Annotated in this window: 15 protein-coding genes and 1 pseudogene; 12 read left to right on the top strand and 4 right to left on the bottom strand. The window is 60.4% G+C overall.

Translation table 11 applies throughout. The annotated features are described in order from the left end of the window. Positions 1-5 precede the first annotated feature (5 nt). Positions 6-1,304, bottom strand: coding sequence for an inorganic triphosphatase (locus tag CWM54_RS10815; protein ID WP_100697061.1), 1,299 nt, complete (start codon positions 1,302-1,304; stop codon positions 6-8). A gap of 214 nt (positions 1,305-1,518) precedes the next feature. Between CWM54_RS10815 and CWM54_RS10810 the strand changes: the two genes are divergently transcribed. Next, complete coding sequence (locus tag CWM54_RS10810) at positions 1,519-2,139, top strand: TIGR04211 family SH3 domain-containing protein (protein ID WP_008806527.1); 621 nt, start codon at positions 1,519-1,521, stop codon at positions 2,137-2,139. Between the two features lie 61 nt (positions 2,140-2,200). Further along, a complete protein-coding gene (locus CWM54_RS10805) occupies positions 2,201-3,442 on the top strand; it encodes a multifunctional CCA addition/repair protein (RefSeq protein WP_061153281.1) in 1,242 nt (413 codons plus the stop codon). A gap of 12 nt (positions 3,443-3,454) precedes the next feature. Here the strand turns inward: CWM54_RS10805 and bacA are convergent, their stop codons facing one another. Further along, positions 3,455-4,276 carry an undecaprenyl-diphosphate phosphatase gene (gene bacA, locus CWM54_RS10800; protein WP_061153280.1) on the bottom strand — a complete coding sequence of 274 codons (822 nt, stop codon included), beginning with the start codon at positions 4,274-4,276 and terminating at the stop codon, positions 3,455-3,457. Between the two features lie 199 nt (positions 4,277-4,475). Next, entirely contained in the window at positions 4,476-4,859 is a 384-nt protein-coding gene (gene folB, locus CWM54_RS10795; protein WP_004150923.1) for a bifunctional dihydroneopterin aldolase/7,8-dihydroneopterin epimerase, read from the bottom strand. A gap of 107 nt (positions 4,860-4,966) precedes the next feature. Between folB and plsY the strand changes: the two genes are divergently transcribed. After that, positions 4,967-5,584 (top strand): glycerol-3-phosphate 1-O-acyltransferase PlsY, encoded by a 618-nt coding sequence (gene plsY / locus CWM54_RS10790; RefSeq protein WP_061153279.1) that lies wholly within the window; start codon positions 4,967-4,969, stop codon positions 5,582-5,584. Between the two features lie 155 nt (positions 5,585-5,739). Continuing rightward, a complete protein-coding gene (locus CWM54_RS29435; RefSeq protein WP_319823390.1) occupies positions 5,740-5,835 on the top strand; it encodes a hypothetical protein in 96 nt (31 codons plus the stop codon). Between the two features lie 73 nt (positions 5,836-5,908). On the opposite strand, the pseudogene CWM54_RS29265 reads toward CWM54_RS29435, so the two are convergent. Beyond that, positions 5,909-5,992, bottom strand: a pseudogene (locus CWM54_RS29265) (short-chain dehydrogenase); the annotation flags it as partial. On the opposite strand from CWM54_RS29265, the gene CWM54_RS10780 reads away from it, so the two are divergent. The 8 genes from CWM54_RS10780 (at position 5,982) to CWM54_RS10745 (ending at position 12,692) form a co-directional block, all read left to right on the top strand. After that, the gene (locus CWM54_RS10780) at positions 5,982-6,806 is read left to right on the top strand and encodes an urease accessory protein UreD (RefSeq protein ID WP_061153277.1); all 825 of its coding nucleotides are present in this window, start codon (positions 5,982-5,984) and stop codon (positions 6,804-6,806) included. The pseudogene CWM54_RS29265 and the gene CWM54_RS10780 sit on opposite strands and share 11 nt — an antisense overlap. A gap of 9 nt (positions 6,807-6,815) precedes the next feature. Beyond that, entirely contained in the window at positions 6,816-7,118 is a 303-nt protein-coding gene (locus CWM54_RS10775; RefSeq protein WP_002916871.1) for an urease subunit gamma, read from the top strand. Positions 7,119-7,127: 9 nt separating this feature from the next. Further along, positions 7,128-7,448, top strand: coding sequence for an urease subunit beta (locus tag CWM54_RS10770; protein ID WP_061153276.1), 321 nt, complete (start codon positions 7,128-7,130; stop codon positions 7,446-7,448). Next, positions 7,441-9,144, top strand: a complete 1,704-nt coding sequence (gene ureC / locus CWM54_RS10765) for an urease subunit alpha (RefSeq protein ID WP_061153275.1) — start codon at positions 7,441-7,443, stop codon at positions 9,142-9,144. Before CWM54_RS10770 ends, ureC begins: the two co-directional genes overlap by 8 nt. Positions 9,145-9,153: 9 nt before the next feature. After that, positions 9,154-9,630 carry an urease accessory protein UreE gene (gene ureE, locus CWM54_RS10760; protein ID WP_100697057.1) on the top strand — a complete coding sequence of 159 codons (477 nt, stop codon included), beginning with the start codon at positions 9,154-9,156 and terminating at the stop codon, positions 9,628-9,630. A gap of 1 nt (position 9,631) precedes the next feature. Further along, positions 9,632-10,306 (top strand): urease accessory protein UreF, encoded by a 675-nt coding sequence (locus CWM54_RS10755; protein WP_100697055.1) that lies wholly within the window; start codon positions 9,632-9,634, stop codon positions 10,304-10,306. Positions 10,307-10,314: 8 nt separating this feature from the next. Beyond that, entirely contained in the window at positions 10,315-10,932 is a 618-nt protein-coding gene (gene ureG / locus CWM54_RS10750) for an urease accessory protein UreG (RefSeq protein ID WP_002916877.1), read from the top strand. Positions 10,933-11,084: 152 nt separating this feature from the next. Beyond that, positions 11,085-12,692, top strand: a complete 1,608-nt coding sequence (locus CWM54_RS10745; RefSeq protein WP_100697053.1) for a purine-cytosine permease family protein — start codon at positions 11,085-11,087, stop codon at positions 12,690-12,692. Positions 12,693-12,719: the final 27 nt, after the last annotated feature.

The following is a 12,719-nucleotide window of genomic DNA, read 5'->3' as shown; positions in this document are numbered from 1 at the left end:
TGAAATTATCGTTTTCCACTATGCAGCCAGAACGGCTCGGCAGCCAGCGCCTGGCGACGGAAATATTCAAAGACGCTGCGATCGTCATGTTCTATTGCACGGTGAAGCTCCTGCCAGTTCTCCAGCCACGGCGCGACGGCGTCGCCATAGGCGCTCGCCAGCAGCTGGACGCTGTCGATGTCACGGGACAGCTTCGGCAACTGGTCGGCGGCATCTTCGACCGCCAGATGCTGCACGGCGCTGCGCAGCTCGGCCGCCACCCGCGAGAGGTTAATATCGGCAAAGCGTTTGAAAGATCCGGCTATTTTTTTCTCTCCCGCCTCGTTGAGGAACGGACGCCAGCCGCGCTGGACCAGCCATTCGGTCAGGGCCAGTTTGGCGCCGACGACCTCGGTGCGGAATAACGCCTCGTCGGCGGTGTCCGCGGCCAGCAGAACGGCTTCGGCGTCGTTCAGCAAGGCGCGGAGCTGGGTGGTCGCCTTACGCGGCACGATGCCGCCGAACAGCACGAGGGTATGGCGCACGCGGGCTAACGCCAGAAGGATTTCCGCTTTGGCTTTCGCATTGCCGCGCAGCCATACTTCGTCGTGATACAGCCAGTGCGCCAGGGCGCTCTCCAGCGCCGCCTCCAGCCCCTGCTCCACGCTGGCCTTCGCCGGCACCGTTAGCAACGTCAGCGAGGTGACGGGACGCTCGCCATTGCCTTGCGCCAGATGATACCCGCGTGCAGCCTTGCTCAGGCTCCCCTGGCGCAGTACGCCGCTCTCCAGCAGACGGTGCGCAAGGCGCAGCAGATCGGCGGTCTCCCCGGCAAGCAGCTCCAGCTCCAGCTCGCAGATCGGCTCCTGATGTTCGCCAGCCTTCACTTCGCCGCGATCGAGGGCAATCTCAATCTCACTATTCCCTTCCTGTATCACCCAGCGTTCACGGGCAAAATCAGTGCTGAACAGCGGCTGGACATGCTCCGCCAGCGCGGCCGGGAGCTCGCCTTGCGGCCAGACCTCCGCCGGCAGACGCTCAAGTGCCAGCTCCGGTTTATCCAGTGGAATGTTGTATTCCGGACGCTGGTGCAGTCCCCCCACCACCCGACCGGCGATTTTCAGCGTCATTTCATAACGCCCCTGGTCGCCGCGGATGCGCAGCCCCATATCGTGACGACGCAGCCAGTTATCGGCGGTTTCGTAATAAATGTTCAGTAACTGGCCCGCAGGCGTATGTTTCGCCTCGAGCGCATTGAGCTGCTCGCGCAGCGTCTCTACCCCATTCTGAGCGACGATAAACTTGAGTTCGATTTCTTGAGCCATAACTGAATTCTTCCGCTTCTGTGCTGCGCCGACAAATTGCGGCGAACTTACGACGATATTTTTTGTCAGTAGATAGTATTTTGCGGCGAATCGCCATGCAACGCGCTTTTTGCCGGGCCACCTCCTGGATGATTCCGATTGTGGTGGAAAACTTTGCGTCGCTCTGGCGATGCCTCTACTATCGTTCCACTTTTTATGACCAAACGATGACCTGATGCCAAAATTACGCCTGATTACTTTTACTTTGCTCGCGCTTAGCGCCGCTACGGCGGTTCACGCAGAAGAAAAGCGCTACGTTTCCGATGAGCTGAACACCTGGGTTCGCAGCGGCCCGGGCGATAATTATCGTCTGGTCGGCACCATCAACGCCGGGGAAGAAGTGTCTGTGCTGCAGACAAACGACAGCACCAGTTATGCGCAGGTCCGCGACAGCAATGGCCGTACCGCCTGGATCCCGTTGAAAGAGCTGAGCAATGAGCCCAGCCTGCGCACCCGCGTCCCGGATCTGGAAAACCAGGTCAAAACGCTGACTGATAAACTGAACAACATCGACGCCACCTGGAACCAGCGCACGGCGGATATGCAGAAGAAAGTCGCCGGCAGCGACAGCGCGATTAACGCGCTGAAGGACGAGAACCAGAAGTTGAAAAACGAGCTGGTGGTCGCGCAGAAGAAGGTGAATGCGGCGAATCTGCAGCTTGATGACAAACAGCGCACCATTATCATGCAGTGGTTCATGTACGGCGGCGGCGTGCTCGGCGTCGGTCTGCTGCTGGGTCTGGTGCTGCCGCATCTGGTGCCAAGCCGCAAACGTAAAGACCGGTGGATGAACTAATTCGTCTTCTCTGCCAGACTTACGTATCATCTTGCGAAAAACAGATACGGGAGAATCGGGCGTGAAGAGCTATCTGGTCGGCGGTGCGGTGCGCGATGCGCTATTAGGACTGCCGGTCAAAGACCGAGACTGGGTGGTGGTGGGCGCCACCCCGCAACAGATGCTTGACGCGGGCTACCAACAGGTAGGCCGCGACTTTCCCGTGTTCCTCCATCCGCAAAGCCGGGAGGAGTATGCCCTGGCCCGTACCGAACGCAAATCCGGCGCGGGCTATACCGGTTTTACCTGCTATGCCGCCCCGGACGTCACCCTCGAAGCCGATCTGCTGCGCCGCGACCTGACGGTCAACGCCCTCGCCCAGGATGCCGATGGCACGATCATCGACCCCTACGGCGGGCAAAACGATCTCCGCCTGCGCCTGCTGCGCCATGTCTCTCCCGCCTTTAGCGAAGATCCGCTGCGCGTGCTGCGTGTGGCGCGCTTTGCTGCCCGCTATGCGCATCTGGGCTTTCGCATTGCCGAAGAAACCCAGGCCCTGATGCATGCGATGGTTGAGGCCGGTGAGCTGGCGCATTTAACGCCGGAGCGGGTGTGGAAAGAGACGGAAAGCGCGTTAACCACCCGCAATCCGCAGGTCTTTTTCCAGACGCTGCGCGACTGCCAGGCTCTTAAGGTGCTGTTCCCGGAAATTGATGCGCTGTACGGCGTGCCCGCCCCGGCGAAGTGGCACCCGGAAATCGACACCGGCCTGCACACCCTGATGACCGTCACGATGGCCGCGATGCTGTCGCCGGATGTCGACGTGCGTTTCGCCACCCTGTGTCATGACCTCGGTAAAGGGCTGACGCCGAAAGCGCTCTGGCCGCGTCACCACGGCCATGGCCCGGCGGGCGTCAAGCTGGTAGAACAGCTCTGCGCGCGTCTGCGGGTGCCAAACGATATCCGCGATCTCGCGAAACTGGTGGCGGAGTACCATGACTTGATCCACACCCTGCCGATCCTGCAGCCGAAAACCCTCGTCAAACTCTTCGACAGCATTGACGCCTGGCGCAAACCGCAGCGCGTACAGCAGATAGCCCTGACCAGCGAAGCCGACGTCCGCGGACGCACCGGTTTCGAGGCCAGCGATTACCCGCAGGGGCGTCTGCTGCTGGAGGCGTGGGAAGTGGCGCAGTCTGTCTCCACCAAAGAGGTGGTGGCGGCGGGATTTAAAGGTGTGGAAATTCGCGAAGAGCTGACGCGGCGGAGAATTGCGGCGGTGGCGCAGTGGAAGGAACAACGTTGCCCCCAGCCGCAAGGCTGAGGGCACCTGGCCTTAGAAGAAGACCACGTAAACGGCTGCCGCCACGATAAAGCGGTAGATAGCGAACGGGATAAACGAGATCCGTTTGATCAGCTGCAGGAAAGTTTTAATCGCAATCAGCGCCACGATAAACGCCATCACGAAGCCGACGGCAAACATCGGGATATCGCCCGCGTTCAGGAAGCCGATGCTCTTGTAAACGTCCAGCACGGTGGCGCCCATCATCATCGGTACCGCCAGCAGGAAAGAGAACTCCGACGCCGCATAACGACTGACGCCCATCAGCATGCCACCGGAAATGGTTGCCCCGGAGCGCGAGAAACCCGGCCACAGCGCCAGGCACTGAAAGCAGCCGATGACAAACGCCTGACGATAGGTCATATCGTCAATCCCGACCGCGCGCGGCTGTTTCGGCTTGAGTACTTCCGCCGCAATCAGCAATACGCCGCCGACAATCAGGGCGTACATCACGTTTACCGGGTTAAATAAGGATTTAATGGTGTCGTGGAAAATCAGCCCCAGCACCACCGCGGGGATCATACCGAGGAGGATATGGATAAGCGACAAGCGACCGCTGCCTTTGCCTTCATGCTCCGGCGGCCTGCCGAAATGAATGCCGATCAAACCGAACAGACGACGCCAGAACATCACCACCACGGCGAGTATCGAGCCTAGCTGAATAACCACTTCAAAGGTATTTGCCGTATCACCTTCAAACCCCAGAAGGTGTCCAACAATAATCATATGACCGGTACTGGAAACAGGTAAAAACTCTGTCAACCCCTCAACCACACCCAATATTGCCGCCACCAGCAGCGAGTGTATATCGCTCATTCAATTAAACCCTTTAAAAAGTAAAATGAAAAAAACCAGGAACACGCTATCGTTCAACAGACACAACCCGGCAGCCAGACCGCACAAGCCCCCCTCAGCGTACACGGAGTACACGAGGATTCGCTCACCGTTCTGAAAGAACATCGCCAGTTAAATCGCCTGATGACCGGATGCTATGACCGGTATAAACGCAATTTGTTTAACAAGTATGACCTGAAAAGTTTTGTTTCAGATTAAGGCCACGTTCAATAATCACACCGACATTTGCCGCGCGGGCCACGGCGCCAGGTTTGCTGACTTTAATACGCACCCATGGCGACTGGAATGTTTCCAGCAGCAGGTCGGCCACTTCTTCCGCCACCCGCTCCACTAACGCGAATTTCCCCCCCTCCACATGCGCGATCACTCGCTCGCTGATATCAGCATAGCTGAGGCAATCGCTGACATCATCGCTGGCAGCGGCCTTGCGGTTATCCCATGCAATTTCGATATCGAACACCAGCTTCTGCTCAATGGTTTGTTCCCAGTCATAAACACCAATGGTGGTGATTACCGAAAGTTGCTCTATAAATACAATATCCATCACGCCCTGCCTGCTTTTTAGCTAAACCGGATACCACTTCCGGCGAATTATGCGTATTATCCACAGATGCAGAGAATACAACGACATTTTCAAAACGGAACAGCGTTATGAGTGCAATCGCGCCTGGACTGGTACTCCTCGCCTACCTCTGCGGCTCCATTTCCAGCGCCATTCTGGTATGTCGCCTTGCTGGCCTGCCCGACCCACGCGACAGCGGCTCAGGCAACCCCGGGGCCACTAACGTACTACGAATTGGCGGAAAAGGGGCGGCCGTAGCGGTACTTATTTTTGATGTGCTGAAGGGCATGCTCCCGGTGTGGGGCGCCTGGGCGCTGGGCCTTACGCCGTTCTGGCTGGGGTTAGTGGCGATTGCCGCCTGTGTAGGCCATATCTGGCCCATCTTCTTTCATTTTCGCGGTGGCAAAGGCGTCGCCACGGCCTTCGGCGCTATCGCGCCCATCGGTCTCGATCTGACCGGGGTGATGGCCGGGACCTGGCTGCTGACCATCCTGCTCAGCGGCTACTCGTCCCTTGGCGCTATCGTCAGCGCGCTTATCGCCCCTTTCTACGTCTGGTGGTTTAAACCGCAGTACACCTTTCCGGTGTCGATGCTCTCCTGCCTGATCCTCCTGCGCCATCATGACAACATTCAGCGTCTGTGGCGTCGCCAGGAGAGCAAAATCTGGCCCCGGGTGAAGAAGAAAAAAACGCCAGAGCAGAAGTAATCTCCCCTCCCGGCCCCCCATGCCGGGGGGATCCTCGGTCCGGTTTACCCATCTCACCCGCACTTTTGCTCCACGTCGTCATGATACGTGGTAATCGCCGCATCCCCCTTTTGTAACAACGCGTTAGCCGTGACTAAAAGCAAAAGTTCCGCCGCCTGCTGGCATCGCGGACGGGCCCGTCCTCCCGCCTTATCCGCCGCGGCCAGTCGGCAGATAAGGATATTGACGGCAAAGATTATCCGGGTGAATAATTCAGAGCGGTTATGCCGCTTTCCCCTCGCGCCCGTCGCGACGCGCCGGGTAACGGATGACATAAGCGTTTCATATGACCGGGATAATCTCCCACCGATCAATACTCATTGCTGCTGTTTTATCTTGATTTTGCAGGGGCGCAACATTGCACGGCACCGTGTTACCACCACTCAAAAAAGGCTGGCAGGCTACGCTGGATCTCCGCTTTCAGCAGGCCGGAGGCAAGACCGTTCTCGCCCGCGCCCAACACGTCGGCCCGCTGACCGTCCAGCGCCCGTTTTACCCGGAAGAAGAGACCTGTCACCTCTATCTGCTTCACCCGCCCGGCGGCATCGTCGGCGGAGATGAGCTTGCGATAAGCGCCCACGTTGACCCCGGCTGCCATACGCTGATAACCATGCCTGGCGCCAGCAAGTTTTACCGCAGCAGCGGCGCGCAAGCGCTATTGCGCCAGCAGTTGACCCTCGCCCCGCAGGCGACCCTGGAGTGGCTCCCGCAGGATGCCATCTTCTTTCCCGGGGCGAATGCCCGGCTGTCCACCACCTTTCATCTTTGCGCCTCCAGCACGCTGCTGGCCTGGGATCTGCTCTGCCTTGGCCGCCCGGTGATTGGCGAAACCTTCAGCCACGGCACCCTCAGCAACCGGCTGGAAGTGTGGGTGGATGAGATACCGCTGCTGGTTGAGCGCCTGCACCTGCAGGAGGGAGAGCTGTCCAGCGTCGCCGAACGTCCCTGGGTCGGCACTTTGCTGTGCTATCCGGCTACCGATGCCCTGCTCGACGGGGTGCGCGATGCGCTGGCGCCGCTCGGTCTCTACGCTGGCGCCAGCCTGACCGACCGCCTGCTGACGGTGCGTTTCCTCAGTGACGATAATCTGATTTGCCAGCAGGTGATGCGCGACGTCTGGCAGTTTCTGCGCCCTCATCTCACCGGCAAGTCTCCCGTACTTCCCCGAATCTGGCTGACTTAAGAGAACGTTATGGAACTGACCCCCCGAGAAAAAGACAAGCTGTTGCTGTTTACCGCCGCGCTGGTGGCGGAACGCCGCCTGGCCCGCGGCCTGAAGCTCAACTATCCGGAGTCCGTGGCACTGATCAGCGCTTTTATTATGGAAGGCGCCCGCGACGGCAAAAGCGTGGCCTCACTGATGGAGGAAGGCCGTCACGTCCTGACCCGCGAGCAGGTGATGGAGGGCGTCCCGGAAATGATCCCGGATATCCAGGTCGAAGCCACCTTTCCGGACGGCTCGAAGCTGGTCACCGTTCACAACCCGATTATCTGAGGTAGCGCCATGATCCCCGGTGAATATCACGTTAAGCCCGGTCAGATAGCCCTGAATACCGGCCGGGCGACCTGTCGCGTGGTCGTTGAGAACCACGGCGATCGGCCGATTCAGGTCGGTTCACACTACCATTTCGCCGAGGTCAACCCGGCGCTGAAGTTCGACCGTCAGCAGGCCACTGGCTATCGCCTAAATATCCCGGCCGGCACGGCGGTACGTTTTGAACCCGGCCAGAAGCGCGAGGTCGAGCTGGTGGCCTTCGCCGGTCACCGCGCCGTCTTCGGCTTCCGCGGCGAGGTCATGGGCCCTCTGGAGGCAACTGATGAGTAATATTTCACGCCAGGCCTATGCCGATATGTTCGGCCCCACCGTCGGCGACAAGGTGCGCCTGGCGGATACCGAGTTGTGGATCGAGGTGGAAGATGATTTGACCACCTACGGAGAAGAGGTCAAATTCGGCGGCGGCAAAGTGATCCGCGACGGGATGGGCCAGGGACAAATGCTGGCCGCCGACTGTGTCGACCTGGTGCTCACCAACGCGCTGATCGTCGATCACTGGGGGATCGTCAAGGCCGATATCGGCGTGAAGGACGGGCGGATCTTCGCCATCGGCAAAGCCGGTAACCCCGACATCCAACCCAACGTCACCATCCCCATCGGCGCCGCGACGGAAGTGATTGCCGCCGAAGGCAAGATCGTCACCGCCGGCGGGATCGATACCCATATTCACTGGATCTGTCCGCAACAGGCGGAAGAGGCGCTGGTCTCCGGCGTGACCACCATGGTCGGCGGCGGCACCGGCCCGGCCGCGGGCACCCACGCCACCACCTGTACCCCGGGCCCGTGGTATATCTCACGCATGCTGCAGGCGGCCGACAGCCTGCCGGTCAATATCGGCCTGCTGGGCAAGGGCAACGTTTCTCAGCCGGATGCCCTGCGCGAGCAGGTGGCGGCGGGCGTCATTGGCCTGAAAATCCACGAGGACTGGGGCGCCACGCCGGCGGCGATCGACTGTGCGTTAACCGTCGCCGATGAAATGGATATTCAGGTCGCCCTGCACAGCGACACCCTCAATGAGTCCGGTTTTGTGGAAGACACCCTCGCCGCCATCGGCGGGCGCACCATACACACCTTCCATACCGAAGGGGCCGGCGGCGGCCATGCGCCGGACATCATCACCGCCTGCGCCCATCCGAACATTTTGCCGTCGTCCACCAACCCAACGCTGCCCTACACCCTCAACACCATCGATGAACATCTCGATATGCTGATGGTCTGCCACCATCTGGACCCGGACATTGCCGAGGACGTGGCCTTTGCCGAGTCGCGCATTCGCCGGGAAACCATCGCCGCGGAAGACGTGCTGCACGACCTCGGCGCCTTCTCGCTCACCTCCTCCGATTCGCAGGCCATGGGTCGCGTCGGGGAAGTGGTCCTCCGCACCTGGCAGGTGGCGCACCGCATGAAGGTACAGCGCGGAGCGCTGGCGGAAGAGACCGGGGATAACGACAACTTCCGTGTGAAGCGCTACATCGCCAAATACACTATCAACCCGGCACTGACCCACGGCATCGCGCACGAAGTCGGATCCATTGAGGTGGGTAAGCTGGCGGACCTCGTGGTCTGGTCACCAGCCTTCTTTGGTGTGAAACCCGCTACCGTGATCAAAGGCGGCATGATCGCCATCGCGCCGATGGGCGATATCAATGCCTCGATTCCGACCCCGCAGCCGGTGCATTACCGTCCGATGTTTGGCGCCCTGGGCAGCGCTCGTCATCACTGCCGCCTTACCTTCCTGTCGCAGGCGGCGGCGGACAACGGCGTTGCCGAGCGGCTGAACCTGCACAGTGCGATCGCCGTAGTGAAAGGCTGCCGTACGGTGCAGAAAGCCGACATGGTGCACAACAGCCTGCAGCCTAACATTACCGTCGACGCGCAAACCTATGAGGTGCGGGTGGATGGGGAACTCATCACCAGCGAGCCGGCAGACGTTCTGCCGATGGCGCAACGGTATTTTCTGTTTTAAGGAGAGCGGATGCTTTATTTAACTCAACGTCTGGAGATCCCCAGCGCCGCGACCGCCAGCGTTACGCTGCCGATTGATGTTCGCGTCAAAAGCCGGGTAAAAGTCACCCTCAACGATGGCCGGGAAGCCGGTCTGCTGCTGCCCCGCGGCCTGCTGCTGCGCGGCGGCGATGTGCTCAGCAACGAAGAAGGCACCGAGTTTGTGCAGGTGATTGCCGCTGATGAAGGGGTGTCGGTAGTGCGCTGCGACGATCCGTTTATGCTGGCGAAGGCCTGCTACCACCTTGGCAACCGTCACGTGCCGCTGCAGATCATGCCGGGCGAGCTGCGCTACCATCACGATCACGTGCTGGACGATATGCTGCGCCAGTTCGGCCTGACGGTGACCTTTGGCCAGTTGCCGTTCGAGCCGGAAGCCGGCGCTTACGCCAGCGAGAGCCACGGTCATCATCATACTCATCATGCCCACCACGCTCACAGCCACTAGCATGTCGACAGCGGAACAACGCCTGCGGCTGATGCAGCTGGCCAGCAGCAACCTGCCGGTAGGTGGTTACAGCTGGTCCCAGGGGCTGGAGTGGGCCGTGGAAGCCGGCTGGGTGCCGGATGTCGCGGCCTTCGAGCGCTGGCAGCGGCGGCAGATGACGGCGGGCTTTTTTACCGTTGACCTGCCGCTGTTCGCCCGCCTGTACCGCGCCTGCGAACAAGGCGATATCGCTGCGGCCCAGCGCTGGACCGCCTATCTGCTGGCCTGCCGGGAAACCCGTGAGCTGCGGGACGAAGAGCGCAACCGCGGCGCGGCGTTTGCCCGTCTGCTGAGCGACTGGCAGCCGGACTGTCCGCCGCCGTGGCGCACGCTGTGCCAGCAAAGCCAGCTCGCCGGAATGGCCTGGCTCGGCGTGCGCTGGCGCATCGCGCTGCCCGAGATGGCCCTCAGCCTGGGCTACAGCTGGATTGAGAGCGCCGTGATGGCGGGCGTCAAGCTGGTGCCCTTCGGTCAGCAGGCCGCCCAGCAGCTGATTTTACGTCTTTGCGACCACTACGCGGCCCAGATGCCCGGCGCGCTGGCCGCGCCGGACGGCGATATCGGATCGGCCACCCCGCTCGCCGCTATCGCCTCGGCCCGGCATGAAACCCAATACTCCCGATTATTCCGTTCCTAGGAGAAGCCATGAATTCTTATAAACACCCGCTGCGCGTCGGCGTCGGCGGCCCGGTCGGCTCCGGTAAAACCGCTCTGCTGGAAGCGCTATGCAAAGCGATGCGTGATACCTGGCAGCTGGCGGTGGTCACTAACGACATCTATACCAAAGAAGATCAGCGCATCCTCACCGAAGCGGGCGCGCTGGCGCCTGAACGCATCGTCGGTGTGGAAACCGGCGGCTGCCCGCATACGGCGATCCGCGAAGATGCCTCGATGAACCTCGCTGCCGTGGAAGCACTGAGCGAAAAATTCGGTAACCTCGACCTTATCTTCGTGGAAAGCGGCGGCGACAACCTGAGCGCCACCTTCAGCCCGGAGCTGGCGGATCTGACCATCTACGTCATCGATGTGGCTGAAGGGGAGAAGATCCCGCGCAAAGGCGGGCCGGGGATCACCAAATCCGATTTCCTGGTGATCAATAAAACCGACCTTGCCCCCTATGTGGGCGCGTCGCTGGAAGTGATGGCGAGCGATACCCAGCGTATGCGCGGCGATCGCCCATGGACCTTCACCAACCTGAAGCAGGGCGACGGCCTGAGCACCATTATCGCCTTCCTTGAAGACAAAGGCATGCTTGGCAAATAGGCCTTTTGCACCAGCCGGGCGCAGGCGCGTCCGGATGGTGCAGCCCCTGCTCTCTCTTCTATCACCCTGCACCACCCTCCCCGCCACGCCTGCCCTGCAATATGGCATAAGGTTTGCTAATTCAAGTCATGCCTAACCATTAAGGAATGACTATGTCATCACTGGATCTCAACCCTGAATTACCTGCGACAACGCGGACTTCCGGCTCCCGGGAAACCTTAGAAGATTACACCTTACGTTATGCCCCGCTGAGCTTCCGCCGCTGGGGACCGGGCGTCGTCGCGGTCACGGCGCTGGGCGGCATCGCCTACCTGGCCGACTTTTCCATCGGCGCCAGCATCGGTATGGCCTGGGGCACCAGCAACGCCATCTATTCGATCCTGGTGGCGGCGCTGGTGATCTTCCTCACCGGCATTCCGCTGGCGATCACCGCCGCACGCTACAACATTGACCTTGACCTGATCACCCGCAGCGCCGGCTTCGGCTATTTCGGCTCGGTGATCACCAGCATTATTTTTGCCGGCTTCACCTTTATCTTCTTCGCCCTTGAAGGCTCGATCATGGCCCAGGGGCTGCTGGTGGGCCTCGGGATCCCGCTGTGGATGGGGTATTTGATCGCCACCCTGATGGTGCTCCCGCTGGTGGTCTATGGCATGAAAGCCCTGACCCGCCTGCAGGTGTGGACCACTCCGCTGTGGCTGGTGCTGATGGTGGTGCCGGTAGTGTGGCTGATTGTCAAAGATCCGCAGCTGGTGGACGGCTTCCTGCATTTCGCCGGTAAAAACAGCGCGTCGACGGTGGATATCACCGCCATCATGCTCGGCGCCGGGGTATGCCTGTCGCTGATCATGCAGATTGGCGAACAAATTGATTACCTGCGCTTTATGCCGCCTAAAACCGCTGAGAACCGTAAAAGCTGGTGGCTGGCGGTCTTTTCCGCCGGTCCGGGCTGGGTGGTGTTAGGCGCGATCAAACAGATCATCGGCGCCTTCCTCGGCTTCTATCTATTGACCCGTTTCCCGGCGGTGCACAATACCGAACCAGTGCAGCAGTTCGTCAGCGTCTTCGATAACCTGGTGCCCGGCTGGCTGGCCCTGACGCTGGCAGTGGTGCTGGTGGTGATCTCGCAGATCAAAATTAACGTCACCAATGCCTACTCCGGCTCGCTGGCGTGGACCAGCGCCTGGACCCGCACCACCAAACGCTATCCGGGACGGATTATTTTTGTGGTGGTCAACCTGGCGATTGCCCTGGCGCTGATGGAAGGCGATATGTTCAGCGCCCTGTCGTGGATCCTCGGCTTTTACTCCAACTTCGCCATCGCCTGGGTCGTGGTGGTGGCGACCGACATCACCTTTAATAAAGGCCTGCTCAAGCTGGCGCCGGCGCAGCCGGAGTATCGTCGCGGCATGATCTACAACGTTAACCCGGTGGGCGTGGTCTCCTTTGGCCTGGCCGCCGGGCTGTCGATCTGCGCCTTCTTCGGCCTGCTGGGCGCGACGCTGGCACCGTTCTCGCCGCTGATTGCGCTGGTCGTCGCCTTTGTCATGACCCCGCTGATGGGGATCCTTACCCGCGGGCGCTACTATATTAAGCAGGTGGATGACGGTATCGCCGAGCCGCGCTATGACGAGGCGGGGAACGCCTCCACCACCGTGTATCAATGCGTTAGCTGTGAGGAAGAGTATGAGCGCCCGGACGTGATGCACTCGCACAAGCATCAGGGAGCGATCTGTTCGCTGTGTAAAAGTATGGAGTAGTCAGGAAGGCAGGCCGACGTGACGTCG

Source organism: Klebsiella sp. D-Nf1, assembly GCF_002810515.1.
In the GTDB taxonomy this organism is placed as follows: domain Bacteria; phylum Pseudomonadota; class Gammaproteobacteria; order Enterobacterales; family Enterobacteriaceae; genus Klebsiella; species Klebsiella variicola.
This window is presented reverse-complemented; position numbering and strand designations above follow the sequence as displayed.

Bases quoted from the DNA above. Each gene is read 5' to 3' on its own strand.
- CWM54_RS10815 (WP_100697061.1), bottom strand. From the start codon at position 1,304: ATGGCTCAAGAAATCGAACTCAAGTTTATCGTCGCTCAGAATGGGGTA.
- CWM54_RS10810 (WP_008806527.1), top strand. From the start codon at position 1,519: ATGCCAAAATTACGCCTGATTACTTTTACTTTGCTCGCGCTTAGCGCC.
- bacA (WP_061153280.1), bottom strand. From the start codon at position 4,276: ATGAGCGATATACACTCGCTGCTGGTGGCGGCAATATTGGGTGTGGTT.
- folB (WP_004150923.1), bottom strand. From the start codon at position 4,859: ATGGATATTGTATTTATAGAGCAACTTTCGGTAATCACCACCATTGGT.
- plsY (WP_061153279.1), top strand. From the start codon at position 4,967: ATGAGTGCAATCGCGCCTGGACTGGTACTCCTCGCCTACCTCTGCGGC.
- CWM54_RS10775 (WP_002916871.1), top strand. From the start codon at position 6,816: ATGGAACTGACCCCCCGAGAAAAAGACAAGCTGTTGCTGTTTACCGCC.
- CWM54_RS10770 (WP_061153276.1), top strand. From the start codon at position 7,128: ATGATCCCCGGTGAATATCACGTTAAGCCCGGTCAGATAGCCCTGAAT.
- ureC (WP_061153275.1), top strand. From the start codon at position 7,441: ATGAGTAATATTTCACGCCAGGCCTATGCCGATATGTTCGGCCCCACC.
- ureE (WP_100697057.1), top strand. From the start codon at position 9,154: ATGCTTTATTTAACTCAACGTCTGGAGATCCCCAGCGCCGCGACCGCC.
- CWM54_RS10755 (WP_100697055.1), top strand. From the start codon at position 9,632: ATGTCGACAGCGGAACAACGCCTGCGGCTGATGCAGCTGGCCAGCAGC.
- ureG (WP_002916877.1), top strand. From the start codon at position 10,315: ATGAATTCTTATAAACACCCGCTGCGCGTCGGCGTCGGCGGCCCGGTC.
- CWM54_RS10745 (WP_100697053.1), top strand. From the start codon at position 11,085: ATGTCATCACTGGATCTCAACCCTGAATTACCTGCGACAACGCGGACT.